Annotated in this window: 19 protein-coding genes; 10 read left to right on the top strand and 9 right to left on the bottom strand. The window is 67.2% G+C overall.

Annotation, left to right across the window (positions count from 1 at the left end; genetic code table 11):
- Window positions 1-192: 192 nt before the first annotated feature.
- Entirely contained in the window at window positions 193-1,971 is a 1,779-nt protein-coding gene (locus QM841_RS11015) for a CocE/NonD family hydrolase (protein ID WP_283331991.1), read from the top strand.
- A 133-nt stretch (window positions 1,972-2,104) separates the two neighbouring features.
- On the top strand, window positions 2,105-3,244 hold the full coding sequence (locus tag QM841_RS11010; RefSeq protein WP_283331990.1) for a serine hydrolase domain-containing protein: 1,140 nt from the start codon (window positions 2,105-2,107) through the stop codon (window positions 3,242-3,244).
- A 20-nt stretch (window positions 3,245-3,264) separates the two neighbouring features.
- Here the strand turns inward: QM841_RS11010 and QM841_RS11005 are convergent, their stop codons facing one another.
- From QM841_RS11005 to QM841_RS10985, 5 genes are all read right to left on the bottom strand, one after another.
- Window positions 3,265-4,173, bottom strand: coding sequence for an ABC transporter substrate-binding protein (locus QM841_RS11005; RefSeq protein WP_283331989.1), 909 nt, complete (start codon window positions 4,171-4,173; stop codon window positions 3,265-3,267).
- Between the two features lie 11 nt (window positions 4,174-4,184).
- Window positions 4,185-4,940, bottom strand: a complete 756-nt coding sequence (locus tag QM841_RS11000; protein ID WP_280781339.1) for an ABC transporter permease — start codon at window positions 4,938-4,940, stop codon at window positions 4,185-4,187.
- Entirely contained in the window at window positions 4,937-5,587 is a 651-nt protein-coding gene (locus tag QM841_RS10995) for an ABC transporter permease (protein ID WP_280781340.1), read from the bottom strand. The genes QM841_RS11000 and QM841_RS10995 overlap by 4 nt, the downstream gene beginning before the upstream one ends.
- Window positions 5,584-6,699: an ABC transporter ATP-binding protein gene (locus QM841_RS10990; RefSeq protein ID WP_283331988.1), complete on the bottom strand. Its 1,116-nt coding sequence runs from the start codon at window positions 6,697-6,699 to the stop codon at window positions 5,584-5,586. Before QM841_RS10990 ends, QM841_RS10995 begins: the two co-directional genes overlap by 4 nt.
- Window positions 6,700-6,764: 65 nt before the next feature.
- Window positions 6,765-8,261, bottom strand: coding sequence for an aromatic amino acid ammonia-lyase (locus tag QM841_RS10985; RefSeq protein ID WP_283331987.1), 1,497 nt, complete (start codon window positions 8,259-8,261; stop codon window positions 6,765-6,767).
- A 256-nt stretch (window positions 8,262-8,517) separates the two neighbouring features.
- Between QM841_RS10985 and QM841_RS10980 the strand changes: the two genes are divergently transcribed.
- Genes QM841_RS10980 through fdhD form a run of 4 tightly spaced genes read left to right on the top strand, consistent with a single transcriptional unit; the run spans window position 8,518 to window position 13,364 of the window.
- On the top strand, window positions 8,518-9,603 hold the full coding sequence (locus QM841_RS10980) for an S-(hydroxymethyl)mycothiol dehydrogenase (RefSeq protein ID WP_280781343.1): 1,086 nt from the start codon (window positions 8,518-8,520) through the stop codon (window positions 9,601-9,603).
- Window positions 9,600-10,232: an MBL fold metallo-hydrolase gene (locus QM841_RS10975; protein ID WP_283331986.1), complete on the top strand. Its 633-nt coding sequence runs from the start codon at window positions 9,600-9,602 to the stop codon at window positions 10,230-10,232. The genes QM841_RS10980 and QM841_RS10975 overlap by 4 nt, the downstream gene beginning before the upstream one ends.
- A gap of 4 nt (window positions 10,233-10,236) precedes the next feature.
- A complete protein-coding gene (locus QM841_RS10970) occupies window positions 10,237-12,543 on the top strand; it encodes an FdhF/YdeP family oxidoreductase (protein ID WP_283331985.1) in 2,307 nt (768 codons plus the stop codon).
- Entirely contained in the window at window positions 12,543-13,364 is an 822-nt protein-coding gene (fdhD, locus tag QM841_RS10965; RefSeq protein ID WP_280781346.1) for a formate dehydrogenase accessory sulfurtransferase FdhD, read from the top strand. The genes QM841_RS10970 and fdhD overlap by 1 nt, the downstream gene beginning before the upstream one ends.
- Window positions 13,365-13,443: 79 nt before the next feature.
- Here fdhD and QM841_RS10960 read toward each other — a convergent pair whose 3' ends face one another.
- The 4 genes from QM841_RS10960 to QM841_RS10945 all read right to left on the bottom strand — a co-directional run bounded on the left by QM841_RS10960 (window position 13,444) and on the right by QM841_RS10945 (window position 16,317).
- Window positions 13,444-14,682 carry a helix-turn-helix transcriptional regulator gene (locus QM841_RS10960; RefSeq protein WP_105414490.1) on the bottom strand — a complete coding sequence of 413 codons (1,239 nt, stop codon included), beginning with the start codon at window positions 14,680-14,682 and terminating at the stop codon, window positions 13,444-13,446.
- 101 nt (window positions 14,683-14,783) lie between these two features.
- Window positions 14,784-15,275, bottom strand: a complete 492-nt coding sequence (locus QM841_RS10955) for a Clp protease N-terminal domain-containing protein (protein ID WP_283331984.1) — start codon at window positions 15,273-15,275, stop codon at window positions 14,784-14,786.
- Window positions 15,272-15,487, bottom strand: coding sequence for a hypothetical protein (locus QM841_RS10950; RefSeq protein ID WP_283331983.1), 216 nt, complete (start codon window positions 15,485-15,487; stop codon window positions 15,272-15,274). Before QM841_RS10950 ends, QM841_RS10955 begins: the two co-directional genes overlap by 4 nt.
- 59 nt (window positions 15,488-15,546) lie before the next feature.
- Window positions 15,547-16,317, bottom strand: a complete 771-nt coding sequence (locus tag QM841_RS10945; protein ID WP_005260937.1) for an IclR family transcriptional regulator — start codon at window positions 16,315-16,317, stop codon at window positions 15,547-15,549.
- Between the two features lie 213 nt (window positions 16,318-16,530).
- On the opposite strand from QM841_RS10945, the gene dctA reads away from it, so the two are divergent.
- From dctA to QM841_RS10925, 4 genes are read left to right on the top strand one after another with little or no spacing between them, the layout of a single operon-like run.
- Entirely contained in the window at window positions 16,531-17,964 is a 1,434-nt protein-coding gene (dctA, locus tag QM841_RS10940) for a C4-dicarboxylate transporter DctA (protein WP_283331982.1), read from the top strand.
- Window positions 17,957-18,739 (top strand): MTAP family purine nucleoside phosphorylase, encoded by a 783-nt coding sequence (locus QM841_RS10935; RefSeq protein ID WP_283331981.1) that lies wholly within the window; start codon window positions 17,957-17,959, stop codon window positions 18,737-18,739. The genes dctA and QM841_RS10935 overlap by 8 nt, the downstream gene beginning before the upstream one ends.
- 4 nt (window positions 18,740-18,743) lie before the next feature.
- Window positions 18,744-19,151 (top strand): allophanate hydrolase-related protein, encoded by a 408-nt coding sequence (locus QM841_RS10930; protein WP_283331980.1) that lies wholly within the window; start codon window positions 18,744-18,746, stop codon window positions 19,149-19,151.
- 26 nt (window positions 19,152-19,177) lie between these two features.
- Window positions 19,178-19,999, top strand: coding sequence for a hydroxypyruvate isomerase family protein (locus QM841_RS10925; protein ID WP_283331979.1), 822 nt, complete (start codon window positions 19,178-19,180; stop codon window positions 19,997-19,999).
- Window positions 20,000-20,007: the final 8 nt, after the last annotated feature.

Genomic DNA, 20,007 nt, shown 5'->3' with positions numbered 1-20,007 from the left:
CACGAGGGGCGCAGCCGTGCGCCAGACGACCTGCGCGAGTCTGCGCGCCGCGCCGCACACCGGTGCCGCGACACACCGGCAGCCTGAGTTGGTCGTGCGTCCAGAGCGTTTACGCTCGTCGGAGGTGCTCGGGGCGGAGTGACGGACGGCGGGTGGGCTGTGAAACACAGGGCGCGTAGATCGACTCTGGCGGTGGTGACGGCGGCGGCCGCGGTACTGACACCGATCGCGGCGTCGGCCCCGGTGACAGCCGATCCGCTCGGGTTCACGAAGACCACGCTCCATTTCCAGGTTCTCGTCGGACCGAACCGGGACGAGCCGTGCGACGTGATCGGCGACGTGTACAAGCCCGACTCGGCGTCGGCGTCGAATCGGGTGCCCGCCGTGCTCACCACCAACGGCTTCGGCGGTTCCAAGAACGATCAGGCCGGCATCGCGTCGTTCCTCGCGTCCCGCGGCTACGCGGTGCTCGCGTACTCCGGGCTGGGCTTCGGCGGTTCCGGTTGCAAGATTCACATGGACAACCCCGACTACGACGGGCGCGCCGCGAGTGAACTGGTGAGCTTCCTCGGCGGACGCGACGGCATGGCGTTCGTCGATCCCGCGCACACCGTCCCCGTCCCCGGACTCGACTACGTGGTGCAGGACCCGACCGCTCACCACGGCGTCGCCGAGGCGCACGATCCGCGGGTCGGCATGGTCGGCGGCTCCTACGGCGGGGCCGTACAGTTCGCCGCGGCCTCGGTGGACCCCCGGATCGACACGATCATCCCGATGATCACGTGGAACGACCTCAGTTACTCCCTCGCGCCCAACGGCACCGACCAGATCACCGGGGTCAGCACGTCGGTTCCCGGTGCGTCGAAGGTGGTGTGGTCGCTCATGTTCGGGGCCATCGGCGTGACCAACCCCCGGGCCGAGGGCTACGCGCAGGACCCTGTGCGGGCGTTGGGTTGCCCCAATTTCGCCGACCCCGCGTGCCCCGCGCTGACGCAGGCAGCGGTGCAGGGCTACCCGGACCCGGGGTCCGTCGACTTCCTGCGCCAGTCGTCCGTGGTGTCGTACGCGGACCGGGTGAAGATTCCGGCGTTGATCATGCAGGGTCAGCAGGACACCCTCTTCGACCTCAACGAAGCGACGGCCACGTTCGAGACCCTGCAGGCGCAGGGCAACGACGTGAAGATGATCTGGCACAGCTGGGGGCATTCCGATCTCACTCCCGCCGAGGGCGAGATCAGCATGAAGGATCCGAACCCGGACACCCAGTACGAGACGGGCCGGATGGTCGACTGGTTCGACCACTACCTGAAGGATCGCGCGGTCGACACCGGGCCGGTGTTCAGCTACTTCCGCAACTGGGTCGACTACACCGGCAACGCCGCACCCGCGTACGCCGAATCCTCGGATATCGCGGTAGGCCAGGACTATTCGCTCTACCTCTCCGGCGACGGCGCGCTGACCGACCGACTCGACGGCATCGTTCCCGGCGCGCAGACGCTGAACACGCTGCCCGGCGGCCTCCCCACGGACCGGGAGGCACCGGACACCCGGCCGGGGAATCAGGTCCCGCAGGGCATGATCCCCGGCACCCAGGCCGAATGGTCGTCCGGCATCCTCGACGCCCCGCTGGACGTGGTCGGCGCCCCGACGCTCGACGTCCGCGTCGCCGCCGCACCCGCGGTCACCGGTGTCGAGGACTCGGTCGTGGTCTTCGCGAAGCTGTACGACGTGGCTCCTGACGGCACCGAAACGCTGATCAACGGACAGGTCGCTCCGGTGCGCATCGTGGCACCCGGTGGGCCCGTCCGGGTCACGATGCCGGCCATCGTCCACCGCTTCGACGAGGGGCACCGCGTTCGCCTCGTGGTGTCCGGGGGAGATCCGAGCTTCCGCGGAAGTCTGGTGCCGCACCAGGTCACCATCGCCTCGGGCGACCCGGGGCAGGCGCTGGTGCTGCCCGTGACCGGCTGAGGTCGGGGCTCGTCCGGATGAGTCGCCACGAAACGAGTGATTGACATCACAGGAGGGTCGGGATCACACTGGAACCCTCAAATTGAATCCGATGTCAAGATCAATTGCGTCGGCTGGTGGAGAGGAACCACAGGTGACCAAGCTCGGAGGAGTGTGCGACAAGCGCTTCACGGCGTTGCAGGAGGCACTGAAGGACAATCTCGACTCCGGTGAGGAACTCGGCGCGTCGATCGTCGTGACCCTCGACGGAGAGCCGGTGGTCGACATGTGGGGCGGATGGTCCGACACCGATCACGCCACCGAATGGGAGCGCGACACCATCACCAACGTGTGGTCGTGCACCAAGACGGTCACCGCGCTCGCCGCACTGATGCTCGTCGACCGCGGACTGCTGGACGTCTACGCGCCCGTCGCGAAGTACTGGCCGGAATTCGCCGCGGCAGGCAAGGACCGCGTCGAGGTCCGCCATCTCCTGTCGCACACGTCGGGTGTGTCGGGGTGGGATCAGCCGATCACGGTCGAGGACACGTTCGACCTCGCCGGGTCGACGAAACGGCTCGCCGCCCAGGCGCCGTGGTGGGAGCCGGGCACGGCGTCCGGATATCACGCGCTGAACTACGGCCATCTGATCGGTGAGGTCGTCCGCCGAATCGACGGGCGCACGCTCGGCCGTTTCGTCGCGGAGGAGATCGCCGGACCGCTGGGGGCCGACTTCCACATCGGACTGGACCCGTCGGAGTTCGGCCGGGTGTCGAACGTGGTCCCGCCGCCGCCGTTGCCGATCGATCTGGCCTCCCTCGACCCCGCCAGTGTCATCGTCAGGACGTTCACCGGCCCCGGACCGGACGCGTCCGCGTCGTGGTCCGACGAGTGGCGCCAGGCGGAGAACGGTGCGGCCGGTGGTCAGGGCAACGCCCGGTCGCTCGCCCGGATCCAGTCCGTCGTGGCCTGCGGGGGAGAACTCGACGGCGTCCGCCTGCTGTCGCCGGACACCATTTCCCTGATCTTCGAGGAGCAGTCGAACGGCGTGGATCTGGCTCTGGGGCAACCGATTCGATTCGGCATCGGGTACGGTCTGCCGACGCCCGTGTCGGTGCCGTTCGTCCCCGAGGGACGCATCTGCTTCTGGGGTGGCTGGGGCGGCTCGCAGGTCGTCGTCGACACCGAACGCCGGATGACCATGACGTACGTGATGAACAAGATGGGGCCGGGACTTCTCGGCTCCGACCGGACCGCCCAATATGCGACGGCGACGTTCGATGCGCTGAGCTGACGCGCCCGCCCGGGGCGTGATCAGGACGCCAGCCCCTTGTCCTGCAGCCATTCCCGGGCGATGTCGCCCATGTCCTCGAGGTCGGCCACCCGCTGGTTCATCTCGATGAGATCCTCGGTCGTCAGTGCTGCCGACACGTCGGCCAGGACGCCGCGGACATCGTCGCCTGCCTTGTTCTCGTTGATGATCGGGGTGATGTTCTCCGCCAGGAACAGGTGTTTGGTGTCCTCGAGTGCCACGAGGTTCTCCGACCGCATCGCCGGGTCGGTGCTGAACACGTCCGCCACCTCGATCTGACCGCTCAGCAGGGCGTTGAGCGTCAGGGGACCGCCGGCGTCGAGTGCCAGGAACTCCTTGAACGTCAGTCCGTATTTGTCCCGCAGGCCGGCGACGCCGTTCTCCCGGGTCTTCCATTCGGGCGGGCCGCCGAGGGTGAGCTCGTCGGCGTGGGGCACGAGGTCCTCGATCGTCTCGAGTGAGTACTCGTCCGCGGTCTCCTGCCGCACCGCGAGAACGTCCTTGTCCTCGGCGGGGGACGGTTCCAGTGCGATGAGCCCGGCGGGCAGCTTGGCCTTGATCTCCTCGGTCACCTCGTCCGACGCAGTAGCGGTGGTGGCGCTGTCGAGGTATTGGAGTAACGCACCCGAGTACTCGGGCAGCAGGTCGATGGAGCCGTCCCGGATGGCCGGGACGTACACCTCCCGGCTTCCGATGTTCAGCTTCTCGGTGACGTCGATGCCGTTCGCGCGCAGCGCCTCCGCGTAGATGGTCGCGATCAGCTGGCTTTCGGGGAAGTCCGCGGAGCCGACGACGATGGCACCGTCGCTGCTTCCGCCGTCGTCGGATGCCAACGGGTCCTTGCCGATCCCGCATGCCGTCAACGACATCAGGGTGGCGCCGGTCAGGGCGACGATCAATGCCTTCTTCATGATGATGTCCTTCAGATCAGCGAGGGCTCGGGAGCGGACGCGGTTCGGGCTGCGACGGCGGTGTCTTCGGAATCGGATCGCTTGTTCGCGCCGCTCCGCTCGCGTCGCGTCAGACCGGGTGAGACGACCCGAACCGTGAGGAATCCGATCGCCAGGTCGAATGCGAGCGCGAGGAGAGACACGAGGACCGCTCCGGCGGCCATCTGCGCGTAGTCGCTCTGCGCCTTGCCGTCGATGAGGAGACGTCCCAGTCCGCCCAGCGAGATGTAGGCGGCGACGGTCGCGGTCGAGACGATCTGCAGCACGGCGCTGCGCACACCCGACAGCATCAGCGGCAGCGCGCAGGGCATCTCCACCTCGGTGAGGATGCGCATCGACCGGAACCCCATGCCCCGCGCAGCGTCCACGGCGGCCGGGTCGACCGAGCGAATGCCTGCGTACGTGTTGGTGAGAATCGGCGGGATGGCCAACAAGACCAGCACGATCAGGCTCGGAATCAGATAGGCCAGCTTGGTCGAGAACGACGGTGCGATGACGAGCACCAGCAGGATCAGCAAGCCGATGGTGGGAAGAGCGCGCAGCGAGTTGGCCAGGCCCGCGACGACGACCGCTCCGCGACCGGTGTGCCCGATGTACAAACCGAGCGGAACCGCGATCAGCGCCGCCGCGAACAGGGCGAGGAATGTGTACAGCAGGTGCTGGAGGAGGAGAGCAGGAATGCCCTCGGGCCCGGTCCAATGAGCACCGTCGAGCAGAAAGTCGATCATGATGAGACCACCTTCGGGGTCCACGGTGTGAGTAACCGATTGGCGAGCACGATGAGCAGGTCGAGAACCAGCGCCAGCAGCAGGCACAGCGCGATACCGGTGATGATCGGTGTGTAGAAACGCAACTGGAAGCCCTGGGTGAACAGGGAACCGATCTGCGGGATCCCGAGCAGCGCGGCGAGAGAGACCAGGCTGACGTTCGACACGACCGCGACGCGCAGTCCGGCGCAGATGACGGGAACACCCACCGGCAGCTGAACTTTCAGCAGAGTCTGGTACGGCCGGTAGCCCATCGCCGTGGCGGCGAGCACCGTCTCCTGCGGCACCGAATCCAGGGCGTCGGCGATGACGCGCACGAGCAGGGCGACGGTGTAGATCGTCAGCGCGACGACGATGTTCATCGGATCGAGAATCTTCGTTCCGAGGATCGGCGGGAGCAGGACGAACAGCGCCAGCGACGGGATCGTGTAGAGCAGGCCGGCCGTGCCCACCACATAGGGGTTGATCCGGCGACTGCGATGCGCCAGCCAGCCGATCGGCAACGCGACGATCACACCGACGACGAGCGGCACGAGCGCGAGGAGGATGTGCCAGCCGACCAGTTCGGCGATGCGATCGGACTGGCGGCCGAGCCATTCGATGTTCATCGGGCCATCGCCTCCGTGGCTACGAGATCCGCAGACTCGATCGCCGCGACCGCCGCGTGTGCCGTCACGGTTCCCACGAGCACACCGTCGCCGTCGACGACGACACCGCGTTTGCTGGGTGCGGACAGGGCGGCGTCGAGCAGGGCCCGCATCGTTCCGTGCGCATCGGCGACCGTCCCGCTGAGATTCACGTCGTCCGGGCGGATGCGGTCGACGACCTTCGCCGGTTGCACCCAGCCGATCGGCTTGTTCGCCGGGTCGACGACGAGCAACCAGTCGTCCGTGGTCCGGGTGCGGGCGTCGGACGCCGAATCACCCAGACGGGCAACGGGTTCGGCGACCGTCTCCACGCGGCCGCCGAGGTTCGAGAAACCCAGCGAACGGTAGCCGCGGTCGCGTCCGACGAAGTCGGCGACGAACTCGTCGGCGGGTTCGGTCAGCAACTCCAGCGGCGTCGCCGCCTGCGCCAGGATCCCGCCGGTCCGCAACACGACGACCTGATCGCCGAGCTTGAGTGCCTCGTCGATGTCGTGCGTGACGATGATGATCGTCTTGCCGATGTCCTTCTGCAGTCTCAGAAACTCGTCCTGGAGCTGGCTCCGGACCACCGGGTCGACAGCGCTGAACGGTTCGTCCATCAGCATGAAGGCCGGATCCGCGGCGAGGGCGCGCGCGACCCCCACTCGCTGCTGCTGGCCACCCGAGAGCTGCCACGGATACCGGTCCGCGAAGTTCGCCGCGAGACCGACCGTCTCGAGCAGCTCCATCGCCCGGGTTCGGGCCTCCTTCTTCGTCTTTCCCAGCAATCTGGGCATGGTCGCGACGTTGTCCACGATGGTGCGGTGTGGGAACAGTCCGGCATGCTGGATGACGTACCCGATCCGCCTGCGCAGCAGCGCCGGATCCATGTCCGCCGTGGATTCGCCGTCGAGGGAGATGGTTCCGGACGTCGGTTCGATCAATCTGTTGATCATGCGAAGCGACGTGGTCTTGCCGCATCCCGACGGCCCGACGAGTGCTGTGATCTTCCCGCTCGGGCACTCGAGGTCCAGTTCGTTCACCGCTGTCGTGCCGTCCGGATATGCCTTGGTGACTTTGTCGAATGTGATCATCCGCGTGCTACTTTCGTGTAATCCGAGTGGAGACACACTCGGAAGTTCGGTGTCGTGGGACTGCTTTACCGAGTTGTGTCCTTCTCCGGATTCGGCATCTGTTCCAGAAACTTCACCGCTGCTTTCAGGTCGTCGCTCAGAGGACGGTCGGTCGTCCGGGGGTCCAGGCATGCGCGTGCCCGGTCCAGGTACGCGCCGAGTTCGGTGGTCGTGTCGAGTTCGTGGTTCTGCTGGCCGAGGGCGCGCACCGCCGAGATCAGTTCGCACGCGAGCACGATGCGAGACTGGGCGAGGATGTCGGTGAGCTGGGTGGCGGCCTGCGACGCGAAGCTCGCGTGGTCCTCGGTTCCGCGGGAGATCACGGTGTGTCCGAGAGAGCCCGGCGCCGCGGCCATCCGGATCTCGGCGATGGCCGCGGACGTCGTGTACTCCAGCAGCATGGTGCCGCTACTGCCCGCCGGACCGTCGGCCAGGAACGGCCGGAGACCGGTGACCACCGGATCGGAGAGATTGGCAAGCCTGCACTGCGACAACAGCGCCGCGCTCGACAGCGCGAGTTTCGCCTCGTCCACGGCGAGGGCGATCGGCATTCCGTGGAAGTTCCCGTTGTGGAACACGGCGTCGTCCTCGACGGAGATGAGGGGGTTCTCGGAGGACGAGTTCATCTCGATCGCGAGCGTGCCCCGCAACCGCTGCAGCGCCTGCCACGTCGCCCCGAGGATCTGCGGCAGGGCGCGGAACCCGTAGGAATCCTGCACGCGGGCAGCCTGTACGCGGTGGCCCGCGAGGAGCTCCCGGACCCGGCCGGCCACCTCCTCCTGGCCGAGGTGCCTGCGGGCAGCCTGCACCCGTGCCGCGAACGGTTCGACGGAACTGCGCGTCGCCAGCAGCGACACCACACCGACGATCAGCGAGTGCTCCAGCCAGTTCGCGACGCTGTCGGTGGCCGACGCCGCGAGCGCGACCGTCATCGCGTTGGTCGAGATCAGCGGGAGTGCGTCACCCTGGTGTGCGGTCCACCGGGTGACGAGTCGACCGTCCCTCAGCGGTGCCTCGCCCATCAACCCGAGCGCGATCTCGGAGAACGCGCTGAGGTCGCCGGTGCCTATCGCCCCGCGAGCGTGCACGGTGGGCTGTTCGTCCGCCGCGACGGCATCGATCAGCGCGGTCACGATGTCGGGGTGCAGACCGGATCCGCCGTTGAGAATCTGGTTGACGCGAATGATCATGGCGGCGCGGACGACGTGATCCGGCAGCGCGGGGCCCGAACCCGTGGCGTGGCTGCGGAGAAGTCGAAGGTCCTGGTCGACGCCGTCGGAGACGGAGGTGTCCCGGTTGCCCCCGACACCCGTGGTGCGTCCGTAGATGGGCTGCCGTTCGGCGATGCGCACGGCTGTCTCCCACGAACGGCGTGCGTGGTCGAGCGCTGCGGGGTCGGGCTCGATCACGACGGGTTCCCGGGCCAGCGCCGTGAGTTGGTCGACGGTGAGCTGGGCGCCGTCGAGCACCACAGGAAGGGGCGGGTGCGGTTCCTCGGTCGAGCTGGAATCTCTCCGGGTCATCAGAACTCCGTGATCGATGTGGTGTGCCTCACTCTTCGAGATGTATAGTCCTGTATATACCGCGACGTGTCAACCGTCAGTTTCCCGTCATGACCTCCATCGCAAGACCGTGGTGAGCGGCTGGCATTCCGGCTAGGTCAACCTCTCACTTCGATCAGTCCCTCGGTGATCTTCCGGAACGTAAGGTCTCGGGAGAGGTGCATATATGGCCATGCATCGATCCCGCTATGACTGATCGACCGAAGGAATGAGTCCAATGCCGCAGCAGGTACGAGGCGTCATCGCCCGCTCCAAGGGTGCCCCCGTCGAGATCGCGACCGTCAACATTCCGGACCCCGGTCCGGGTGAGGTGGTGGTCGATATCGCGGCGTGCGGTGTGTGCCACACGGACCTCACCTACCGCGACGGCGGGATCAACGACGAGTTCCCGTTCCTGCTGGGCCACGAGGCTTCGGGGATCGTCGAGAGTGTCGGTGAAGGCGTCACGTCCGTGGCGGTCGGCGACTTCGTCGTCCTGAACTGGCGCGCCGTCTGCGGTCAGTGCCGGGCCTGTAAGCGCGGCCGCCCGCAGTACTGCTTCGACACGCACAACGCCGCGCAGAAGATGACGCTCGAGGACGGCACCGAACTGACTCCCGCCCTGGGGATCGGCGCGTTCGCCGACAAGACGCTCGTCCACGCCGGACAGTGCACCAAGGTGGATCCCTCCGCGGACCCGGCAGTCGTCGGGCTGCTCGGCTGCGGCGTGATGGCCGGCCTCGGTGCCGCCGTGAACACCGGCAACGTCTCCCGCGGTGACACCGTCGCCGTCATCGGCTGCGGTGGTGTCGGCGATGCCGCGATCATGGGCGCCCGCCTGGCAGGCGCCGTGAAGATCATCGCGATCGACCGGGACGACAAGAAGCTCGAATGGGCGAAGGACCTGGGCGCGACGCACACGATCAACGGCGGCCAGGTGGATGCCGTCTCGGCCGTCCAGGAACTCACCGGCGGTTTCGGCGCCGACGTCGTGATCGATGCGGTCGGCCGCCCCGAGACGTGGAAGCAGGCGTTCTACGCCCGCGACCTCGCCGGCACCGTCGTGCTGGTCGGTGTCCCGACCCCCGACATGACCCTCGAGATGCCGCTGATCGACTTCTTCTCCCGCGGCGGATCCCTGAAGTCCTCGTGGTACGGCGACTGCCTGCCCGAGCGTGACTTCCCGATGCTCGTCGACCTGTACCAGCAGGGCCGGCTGCCGCTGGACAAGTTCGTCACCGAGCGCATCAAGATCGACGAGGTGGAAGCGGCGTTCCACAGCATGCACGCCGGTGAGGTGCTGCGTTCGGTGGTCGTTCTGTGAGCGGGCAGTTGCGGATCGAGCGGGTCGTCACCGAGGGAACGTTCGCCCTCGACGGCGGAGAGTGGAACGTCGACAACAACATCTGGCTGATCGGTGACGACACCGACGTCGTGATCGTCGACGCCGCCCACACCGCGCAGCCGATCATCGACGCGGTCGGAGGCCGGCACGTGAATGCCGTGATCTGCACGCACGGTCACAACGACCACGTCACCGTCGCCCCCGAATTGGCCGAGCGTTTGCATGCCCCGGTGCTGCTGCACCCCGGCGACGACGTGCTGTGGAAGATGAGCCACCCCGACGCCAAGTACTGGCATCTCGAGGACGAACAGCGGATCGCGATCGCGGGCACCGAGATCCAGGTGATCCACTCGCCCGGTCACTCGCCGGGGTCGGTGTGCCTGTACCTGCCCGAGGCCGGGGCACTGTTCTCCGGCGACACCCTGTTCTCGGGTGGCCCCGGCGCCACCGGCCGGTCGTACTCGGATTTCCCGACCATCATCGGGTCGATCCGGGACCGGCTGTTCGCTCTTCCCGAAGACACGCTCGTCCACACCGGTCACGGTGACGGAACCACGATCGGCACCGAGGCCCCGCACCTCGCCGAATGGATTGCACGAGGAAACTGACTCCATGACCGACACCACCGACAGGTACACCTTCGACGAAGATGATGTCGTCGTCACGCACGAGAAATCCTATGCGGCAGGTGTTCCTGCGGTGTTGGTGTCGTTGCGTCGTGGGCTCGAGCAGATGGGTCCGGTGCGCACGGCCCGGACGTTGATGAAGTTGAATCAGCGGGAGGGGTTCGACTGTCCGGGGTGTGCGTGGCCGGAGACTCCGGGGCACCGCAAGCATGCGGAGTTCTGTGAGAACGGGGCGAAGGCGGTCGCGGAGGAGGCGACCACCCGCAAGGTCGGGCCGGAGTTCTTCGCGGCGCATTCGGTGTCGGATCTGCTGGGTCGGACCGAGTTCTGGTTGGGGCAGCAGGGCCGGTTGACGCATCCGATGGTGTTGTTGCCGGGGGCCTCGCATTACGAGCCGATCGGCTGGGACGCGGCGTTCGCGATGATCGCCGGGGAGTTGCGGGCGTTGGCGTCGCCGCACGAGGCGGTGTTCTACACGTCCGGGCGCACCAGCAATGAGGCGGCGTTCGTGTACCAGTTGATGATCCGGGCGTTCGGGACGAACAACCTGCCGGACTGCTCGAACATGTGCCACGAGTCGTCGGGCAGTGCGTTGGTGGAGACGATCGGGATCGGGAAGGGGTCGGTGTCGGTTCCCGACCTCGAGAACGCGGACCTGATCCTGATCGCCGGGCAGAACCCGGGCACCAACCACCCGCGGATGCTCTCGACCCTCGAGAAGGCGAAGGCCAACGGGGCGAAGGTGATCGCGATCAACCCGCTGCCCGAGGCCGGGTTGATGCGGTTCAAGGACCCGCAGAAGGTGCACGGGGTGGTCGGCGACGGTGTGCAGATCGCCGACGAGTACCTGCAGATCCGGATCGGCGGCGACCAGGCCCTGTTCCAGGGATTGGGCCGGTTGCTGCTCGAGGCGGAGGACCGCAATCCCGGGACGGTGCTGGACCGGGAGTTCATCGACCGGCACACCGCAGGCTTCGAGGAGTGCGCGGCGCATCTGCGGCAGGTCGATCTGGGCACGGTGGCGGCGGCGACCGGGCTCACCCTCGAACAGATCCAGGCCACGGCGGACGCGTTGATCTCCTCGAAGAAGACCATCATCTGCTGGGCGATGGGGTTGACTCAGCAGACGCACGGGGTCGCGACCATCCAGGACGCGGTGAACCTGCTGCTGTTGCAGGGGATGATCGGCAAACCCGGGGCCGGGGTGTGCCCGGTGCGCGGGCACTCGAACGTCCAGGGTGACCGGACGATGGGGATCTGGGAGAAGATGCCCGAATCGTTCCTGGCCGCGCTCGACGCCGAATTCGGTATCCGCTCGCCGCGCGAGCACGGGTTGGACGCGGTCGACTCGATTCGGGCGATGCGGGACGGGAAGGCGTCGGTGTTCCTCGGGATGGGCGGCAACTTCGTCTCGGCGACCCCGGACACCGAGACCACCGAGGCCGCGTTGCGGGGCTGTGCGCTGACGGTGCAGGTGTCGACGAAACTGAACCGCTCGCACCTGGTGACCGGGCAGACCGCGCTGATCCTGCCCTCGCTGGGGCGCACCGACAAGGACGTGCAGTCCGGGAAGAAACAGCAGGTCACGGTCGAGGACTCGATGTCGATGGTGCACCTGTCCCGCGGCAGCCTGTCACCCGCGAGCGACCAGTTGCGCAGTGAGGTCGCCATCGTCTGCGGGATCGCGCAGGCCCTGTTCGGTCCCGACCATTCGGTGCCGTGGGCGGAATTCGCCGCCGACTACGACCGCATCCGCGATTCCATCGCAAGGGTCATTCCCGGGTTCGAGGACTTCAACCGCAAGGTCCGTCAACCGGACGGGTTCGGACTGCCGCACCCACCGCGGGACGAGCGCCGGTTCGTGACGGACACGGGGAAGGCGAATTTCACGGTCAACGAGCTGTCCTGGCTGCCGGTCCCGCAGGGGAAGCTCATCTTGCAGACGATGCGCTCACACGATCAGTACAACACCACCATCTACGGTCTCGACGACCGCTACCGCGGCGTGAAGGGCGGTCGGCGGGTGCTGTTCATCGCTGCCGAGGACATCGCCGCCCTCGGGTACGTCGACGGGGACCGGGTGGACCTGATCTCCGAGTGGGAAGCCCCGGACGGGACGGTGCAGGAGCGCCGGGCCGACGACTTCCGGTTGGTGCCGTACCCGACGCCGCGGGGGAACGTCGCAGCCTACTACCCGGAGACGAATCCGCTGATCCCACTCGATCACGTGGCCCGCAAGTCGAACACCCCGGTGTCGAAGGCGATCACCATCCGTCTCGAACGGCGACCCTGATGGGGCGTGTGACCACCCGGACCCCGGTCACCCGGATCACCGACACCCGGCAGTCCACCCGACCGGACACCGTGGTGGTGGAGGAGCCGCTCGAGATCCGGGTGAACGGGACACCGCTGGCGGTCACCATGCGCACCCCCGGTTCCGATGTCGAACTGGCGCAGGGGTTTCTGCTGACCGAGGGCATCATCGGCGACCGCGCGGACATCGCGTCGATCCGCTACTGCAACAGCGTCGACGACAACGGTGTCAACACCTACAACGTCCTCGACGTCGATCTCGCGCCCGGGGTGTTCCTGCCCGACACCGGTATCGAACGCAACTTCTACACCACCTCCTCGTGTGGGGTGTGCGGGAAGGCGTCGCTGGATGCGATCCGGCAACGCACGAAGCACTCACCGGCCACCGATACGGTGCGGGTGCCGGCCGCGACGATCGCGGAGCTGCCCGACCGGTTGCGGGCCGCGCAGAAGGTGTTCGAGACCACCGGGGGCCTGCACGCGGCCGGATTGTTCACCCGGACCGGGGAACTGCTCGCGATCAAGGAGGACGTGGGGCGGCACAACGCCGTCGACAAGCTGATCGGCTGGGCCACCGAACAGAACCGGGTCCCGCTGCGGGGAAGCATCCTGCTCGTGTCCGGCCGGGCGTCGTTCGAGCTGGCGCAGAAAGCGGTGATGGCCGGCATCCCGATCCTCGCCGCCGTGTCCGCACCCTCCTCGCTGGCGATCGACCTCGCCCACGACACCGGGCTCACCCTCATCGGGTTCCTCCGCGGCACCACCATGAACATCTACACCCACCCGGACCGCATCACCTGACGTGAGTGGCAAAGCGTGCGCCCGCACACTTTGCCACTCACGTGAGGGGGTCAGTGCCCGATCGGCGGCGTCGCGACGCTCATGCGTGCCTACTGGTGGTGTCGGCGCGGATGCCCGCCTCCAGGGCGATCGCGCCCGCCTCACCTCGGGACGCCACACCGAGCTTCTTCAGCACACCCGCGACATGGAATTTGACGGTGCTCTCGCTGATGCCGAGGCTGTCGGCGATCGCCTTGTTCCGCTTGCCGGTCGCGAGGTGACCCAGGACCTCGAGTTCGCGGGGGTTGAGATCGCCCAGTTGCTGTTCGTCCGGTCGCGCCACCGGTACGTCGAGGGGGATCGCGACGGCTACCCGGGACCCCCACCCGTCGACCGACTCCACGTCGATCCGGCCACCGAGCGTGTGCACCCGGCCGGAGAGTTGCCGCACCAGCGCGTCGGTGTCGAGACCGCCGTCGCCGTCGTCGCGGACCTCGACCAGGAGGTTCGCGCCGTCACAGTCCCAGGCGATGCGGATTCGCTCGAGGGCGGCTTGCGCCGCGAATGCCAGGACGGCGCTCCGGACGACGGCCCGGGCGGCACTGGCCACCTCGCCGGGCAGCGCGCGACCGTCCACCGGCGGATCGACGTAGTCGACCCGCACGGGCCGGTGCTGGAGCAGCGGCCGCAGTTCGCCCTGCAGCCGGGCGAACGCGGTGGTGACGGCTTCCTCCGCGAGGTTGCGGTCGGATTCGCCCGCGGAGCGCAGGGTCACCAGCGCCGAGGACGCCGTCTCGCTCGCCGTGATCCGCGACCGACGGTCGTCGAGGTCCTTGGACCGGAGCGTCGACAGGATCGATTCGAGCGTTGCCGCGTGCAGGTCCGTCAGCTCCACGATGGTCCTGGCCCGCTCGCTCGACGCCGCCCGCGACTCCGCCAGGTATGCGGGGCTCGCCTGCGCCACCTGATGCCGGATCGACACGGCGACGACGCCGAACGCGCCCGCCACCAGCGGGACCTCACGAATGCGCTGCCGCGGCTTGGGCAGAACGAGGAGGAGGGTCCCCGTCGCGTCCAGCAGCGCCCACACCTTCCGTTTCGCTCCGGCAATCACGGTGTGGTCGTCGAAAGGAGTGCCTTCCGTCATGCGGGTGCGCAACGCGTCCAGTTCGGCGATGGTGACGCGCTCGACCACCGACGGATCTCCGCTGACCTTGCGGGGACGTCCCGTGCATTCCCGGGTGAAGATCACCAGCGCGGTGTGCGGCCAGATGTCGGCGAGGAACTTGGAGAAGCGGACGGCGATGTCGGGCAGCGGACCGTCGATGACGTCCCGCATGGAGCCGAGAACATCTGCAGGGGACACAGAAGTCGAGCTGGGAAGAACCACGTGTCGAGCCTATCCGCGCAGGCGGCGGCTGCCGGGCCTGGGCCGTCCGCTCACGGTGCCGGCTCGGCGCGGGCGGCATCGACGACGTCGGACCGGACGAGTCCCAGTGATTCCAGTGCCCGCGCCGCGGTGCCGTGCGTGATGGTGGCGACGGCTGCGACGAGGTCGGCTCCGACGATCGGTCGCCGTTCCGACTTCGCGAGAGCCACCGCATTGCGGAACGCGGCCTGGGCCGGTTCGGTCAGTCGCAGCGGCCCGGTGCGCGGGCGGCTCAGGGCGCTGGTGGCGACGCCCGCGTCCGTCATGCCTGCCGCCGCGAGGGCTTCCCCGTGCACGCGAATGACCGCCTCGCGCAGTGCGTCCCGGTTCGATCCGAGACGCTCGAACACTCGGGCTGCCGTACCGTCCGGCAGTACGAACGAGGCGAGCAGCAGATGCTCGAGGCCCGGATCCCGGTCGCCCAGCCGGTCGGCTTCGGCCTCCGTTTCCGAGAACAGCGTCTTCATCGTCCGCATGTCGCGCCATGCCCGGGTGAATGTCATCGTGTGCCCCTCGTCTTCTTGTCGGAGGATCGTCCGGGACCGAGGCGTTTGTGCGCCGCCTGACCCGAGACGCCGAGAGCGTGACCGATGTCCGCCCAGGTCCAGCCCGCGGACAGTGCGTGTGCGACGGCGTCACGCTCGAGCTGATCGGCCTGACGCCGCAGCGCGACGACGGCAGCGAAAGCGGTCGCCGGGTTCGGATCGTCACCCACGGTATCAACTTAAGTTGATGAGACGGATCCGTCAACCTTTGTTGATGGGTCGACCGGAATCAGAGCGCGGCGTTCTTGTCGAACTCGGTGCCGAGTTCCTTCGCCACGCGCTTGAGCAGCGGCACGATATGGTCCGCCGACTCGAGGGTGACCCGGGCCGCGGGCCCGGAGACGGAGATGGCGGTGGGGGTCGGAGCGTTCGGCACCGGCACCGAGAAGCAGCGGACGCCGATCTCCTGCTCGCCCTCGTCGATCGCGAACCCGCGGTTTCGGCTCAATTCGAGATCGGCGATCAGCATGTCGGGGTCGGTGAGGGAGTTCTCGGTGTACGTCGTCATTCCGGTCCGGCCGACCAGTGAGCGCACGGCGTCATTCGAGAGCTGCATGAGGATGGCCTTGCCGACGCCGGTGCAGTGCGGGTAGACGCGTCGGCCGACCTCGGTGAACATGCGCATCGCGTGTTCGGACGGCACCTGCGCGACGTAGACGGCCATGGTGCCGTCGAGGACGGCCATGTTCGCGGTCTCGCCGGTGCCTCGCACCAGTTCGGACAGGTGCGGTCGCGACCAGGCGCCGATCAGCTGGGTGGCGCTCTCGCCGAGGCGAATGAGCTTGGGCCCGAGCGCGTACCGCCGGGTGGGTAGCTGCCGCACGTATCCGCGGTTCATCAGGGTGCGGATGAGCCGGTGAATGGTCGGGAGGGGGAGTCCGGCCAGGTCGGCGAGTTCGCTGACCCCGATGGACCCGCCGGCACTCGCCATGATCTCGAGTATGTCGAATGCGCGCTCGACCGACTGCACGCCGCCGGCCGGACTCTGACCGTTCGTCATGTCTGTCTCCATCCTCTGACTGCGCGAGAGCCCCCACATTCTTTCCGTCAGACGGAAAGGGTGCTCCGTATGACGATAGCGCGGGAGTGGCGGATCGCGACGATTCCTGCGCTACATCGGTTGACAAACGTCGGTGTGACGGCGTTCACTATATCGAGATACGAAATACAACTTCCATAATATGGAAAACACCAAGCCCCGAGGGAGGGCCCCGTGTCTGAAGTCGAAATCGCTGCGAAACCCACAAAGCAGCGTTGGTACAGATCACTTTTCGTCCAGGTCCTGATCGGAATCGCCCTGGGCATCGCCACCGGAATCCTGTTTCCGGAGTTCTCCCATCACCTGGCGCCACTGGGTGAGGGCTTCATCAAGCTGATCAAGATGGTCGTGTCGCCGCTGATCTTCCTGGTGATCGTCACCGGCATCGCCAAGGTCGGCAGCATGAAGGCGCTCGGCAAGATCGGCGGCAAGGCGCTGCTCTGGTTCACGGCCGCGACGACCTTCGCGCTCGGGCTCGGCCTGCTCGTCGGAAACCTCGTCAAGCCGGGTAGCGGGCTCAACATCGACCCGGCCACGCTGGACACCAGCGCCCTGGACGAGAAGACACAGGGCGGCCACCTGCCGGGTGGCGTCGAGTTCGTCATGCACATCATCCCGACCAGCGTGTTCGATGCGTTCGCACAGAACAACCTGCTGCAGGTGCTGCTGTTCGCGATCCTGTTCGGTGTCGCGCTGGCGTCCTTCAGTGAATCGGCTCCGCCGATCCTGATGGATGTGATCGACCAGACGCTGCACGTCATCTTCCGCATCGTCGGCTACATCATGTACCTGGCGCCTCTCGGAGCGTTCGGTGCGATGGCATTCACCGTCGGCAACTACGGTGCCGGCTCCCTCAAATCCTTCGGAGTACTCATCCTGGCGTGCTACGGCGCTGCACTGGTCTTCATCGCCGTCCTGTCGATCGTGGTCAAGCTGATCACCGGAGTGAACGCGTGGAAGTTCATCAAGTACTGCCGCGAAGAATTCATGCTCGCCCTGGGCACCGGATCGTCCGAGGCGGTCATGCCCCGCATCATCAAGAAGTTGGACAACGCGGGATGCGACCGCGCCGTCGTCGGTCTGGTGATCCCTACCGGCTACTCATTCAACCTCGACGGAGCCGCGATCTACCTGTCGCTGGCGATGATGTTCCTGGCGCAGGCGGTCGGGGTGGACCTCGGATTCGGCGAGCAGCTCGCGATCATGGGCATCCTCATTCTCAGCTCCAAGGGAATGGCGGGTGTGCCGGGGTCGGCCTTCGTCGCCCTGTCCGCGACCGCTGCCGCAATCGGCGCGTTCCCCGTGGCCGCGGTCGCGTTGCTGCTCGGCGCCGACCGGCTCATGGACTCCATGCGCGTATTCACGAACCTGCTCGGCAACTGCCTCGCCACGTTCGTGGTCGCGAACTGGGAGGGCATGCTCGACAAGGACAAGATGCGAGCGGTACTCGACGGGAAGGTCACACCCGACGACCCGGACGACGTCACCATCCACCCGCACCCGGGGCACGAACACCTCCAGGACGCCCCGGCACGGCCGGCGATCGAGAGGCGCGAAGCGCTGACCACGAACGGGGCCGCGGAAGGAACGGTGAACCACCATGCCTGACACCCAGCCCACCGTCGCAGTGCTCGGCACCTGGGGATACCACGGACTCCTCGACGACGCCGAACAGGTCGACATCGACACCCCGTACGGGCCGACGTCGGACAGCATCGTCCTCGGGTCGTCCGGGGGCCGCCGGCTCGCCTACCTGACCCGCACCGGACGACACCGCAACATCCCGCCCCACCGCATCAATGCCCGCGCCAACATCTGGGCCCTGCACAGCCTCGGCGTGCGCACGATCCTCGCGCCCACCCCCTCCGGCTCGCTGCGCCCGGCGATCGGCGTCGGCTCGGTCGTAGTGCCCGACCAGCTGGTCGACCGCACGGGCCGCACCGACGACACCTTCCACGACGACGACGTCCACATCTCCTTCGCGGACCCGTTCTGCGCCCACGGGCGCCGAGCGGTGGTGTCGACGCTCCGCCGGAACGGCTGGGTGGTCAACGACGGCGGTGTGATGGTGGCGATCCGCGGCCCACGATTCTCGACCCGCGCCGAATCACGTTGGTACGCGGCCCAGGGATGGGACCTGATCAGCATGACCCCGTACCCCGAGGCGGCGCTGGCCCGGGAACTGGGCATGTCCTACACCTGCATCGCCCTGGTCACCGATCACGACGTCATCAGCGACACCCCGTGGCCGGTCACCCAGGACCTGGTGCGCGAAGGACTCGACGCCAACACCAAACGACTACGCGAAGCGCTGCTCCAGGTAGCGATCGAACTGGCGGGCAAGCCCGAAGCGGCGACACCTGCCCACGGAAGAAGGAGCTGACAAGATGGCCGAATTGTTCTGCAACGGTGGAGCGATGCGTGGCGGAAACCTGCATCACAACGTGTCCGCGCACACGTTCCTCGGCACGGTCCGGACCGCCCCGAAGTACCGATTCTTCTCCGTGCGTGACGAATTCCCCGCACTGCTGCTGATGGAGACTGGGGGAGCCTCGATCGAGGGCGAGCTCTACGACGTGCCGATCGGAGACATTCGCACCGACTTCCTCCCCGAGGAGCCCGAGGAGCTCGAGCTCACCGTGATCGAACTGTCCGACGGCCGTTCGGTTCTGGCGGTAGGCCTGCGACCGGGCCTCCTCGAGAGCCGAGCCGGCGAGCTCACCGAGATCACCGATCACGGCGGCTGGCGACGCTACCGAGGCCTGCCCGAGCCCGACAACACCACAGTCTCCTGAAAACCCGGAAAGTGAAGAAACAACCGATGGATACCTTGGCCTACACCCTGAACTGCTCGATCCTGCTCACCGACGTGCCGCTCCTGCAGCGCCCACAGGCTGCCCGGGATGCCGGATTCGACGCCGTCGAATTCTGGTGGCCCTTCGACACCGCCGTACCGCGGGACAGCGACGTCGACGCGTTCGTGGGCGCGATCGAGAACGCCGGAGTGCAGCTGACCGGGTTGAACTTCGCGGCGGGCAACATGCCGGCGGGGGACCGCGGACTGCTGTCCGACCCGGCGCAGGTCTCGGCGTTCCGCGACAACATCGACATCACTGTCGGAATCGGAGAACGGTTGGGCACCAAAGCTTTCAACGCCCTGTATGGTAATCGTATCGACGGCACGGATCCGAAGATTCAGGACGACACGGCCACCGAGAACCTCGCCCAGGCGGGCAAGGCGGCGGATCGTATCGGTGCGGTCGTGCTCGTCGAACCGGTCAGCGGCACGCCGGCGTACCCGCTGAAGAGCGCGGCCGACGCGATTGCCGTGATCGACCGGGTGAAGGCGGAACACGGTGTCGACTCGCTTCGGCTCCTCGCAGACCTCTACCACCTCGAGGTCAACGGCGACGACGTCGGCGCCGCGATCGACACGTACGCGGACCGCATCGGGCACGTACAGATCGCGGATGCTCCTGGTCGCGGAGAACCCGGCACCGGAACACTCGACATCGACGGCTACCTGACGAGGCTCGCCGGACACGGCTACCGCGGATACGTAGGGCTCGAGTACAAGTCCACCCGACCGGACACCTTCGACTGGTTGCCCCGCGAACAGCGCGCGTCCCGCGCCGGCCACTGACACACCAC

Source organism: Rhodococcus sp. IEGM 1307 (assembly GCF_030056915.1).
In the GTDB taxonomy this organism is placed as follows: domain Bacteria; phylum Actinomycetota; class Actinomycetes; order Mycobacteriales; family Mycobacteriaceae; genus Rhodococcus_F; species Rhodococcus_F opacus_D.
The sequence above is the reverse complement of the archived record's forward strand: the minus strand, read 5'-3'. Positions and strand labels throughout refer to the sequence as shown.

What these genes read in the sequence shown, in the direction of transcription:
- QM841_RS10995 (WP_280781340.1), bottom strand. Translation starts at nt 5,587, where the DNA reads ATGAACATCGAATGGCTCGGCCGCCAGTCCGATCGCATCGCCGAACTG.
- QM841_RS10980 (WP_280781343.1), top strand. Translation starts at nt 8,518, where the DNA reads ATGCCGCAGCAGGTACGAGGCGTCATCGCCCGCTCCAAGGGTGCCCCC.
- QM841_RS10945 (WP_005260937.1), bottom strand. Translation starts at nt 16,317, where the DNA reads ATGACGAACGGTCAGAGTCCGGCCGGCGGCGTGCAGTCGGTCGAGCGC.
- QM841_RS10935 (WP_283331981.1), top strand. Translation starts at nt 17,957, where the DNA reads ATGCCTGACACCCAGCCCACCGTCGCAGTGCTCGGCACCTGGGGATAC.
- QM841_RS10955 (WP_283331984.1), bottom strand. Translation starts at nt 15,275, where the DNA reads ATGACATTCACCCGGGCATGGCGCGACATGCGGACGATGAAGACGCTG.
- QM841_RS10930 (WP_283331980.1), top strand. Translation starts at nt 18,744, where the DNA reads ATGGCCGAATTGTTCTGCAACGGTGGAGCGATGCGTGGCGGAAACCTG.
- fdhD (WP_280781346.1), top strand. Translation starts at nt 12,543, where the DNA reads ATGGGGCGTGTGACCACCCGGACCCCGGTCACCCGGATCACCGACACC.
- QM841_RS10925 (WP_283331979.1), top strand. Translation starts at nt 19,178, where the DNA reads ATGGATACCTTGGCCTACACCCTGAACTGCTCGATCCTGCTCACCGAC.
- QM841_RS11005 (WP_283331989.1), bottom strand. Translation starts at nt 4,173, where the DNA reads ATGAAGAAGGCATTGATCGTCGCCCTGACCGGCGCCACCCTGATGTCG.
- QM841_RS10990 (WP_283331988.1), bottom strand. Translation starts at nt 6,699, where the DNA reads ATGATCACATTCGACAAAGTCACCAAGGCATATCCGGACGGCACGACA.
- QM841_RS10985 (WP_283331987.1), bottom strand. Translation starts at nt 8,261, where the DNA reads ATGACCCGGAGAGATTCCAGCTCGACCGAGGAACCGCACCCGCCCCTT.
- QM841_RS10970 (WP_283331985.1), top strand. Translation starts at nt 10,237, where the DNA reads ATGACCGACACCACCGACAGGTACACCTTCGACGAAGATGATGTCGTC.
- QM841_RS10960 (WP_105414490.1), bottom strand. Translation starts at nt 14,682, where the DNA reads ATGCGGGACGTCATCGACGGTCCGCTGCCCGACATCGCCGTCCGCTTC.
- QM841_RS11000 (WP_280781339.1), bottom strand. Translation starts at nt 4,940, where the DNA reads ATGATCGACTTTCTGCTCGACGGTGCTCATTGGACCGGGCCCGAGGGC.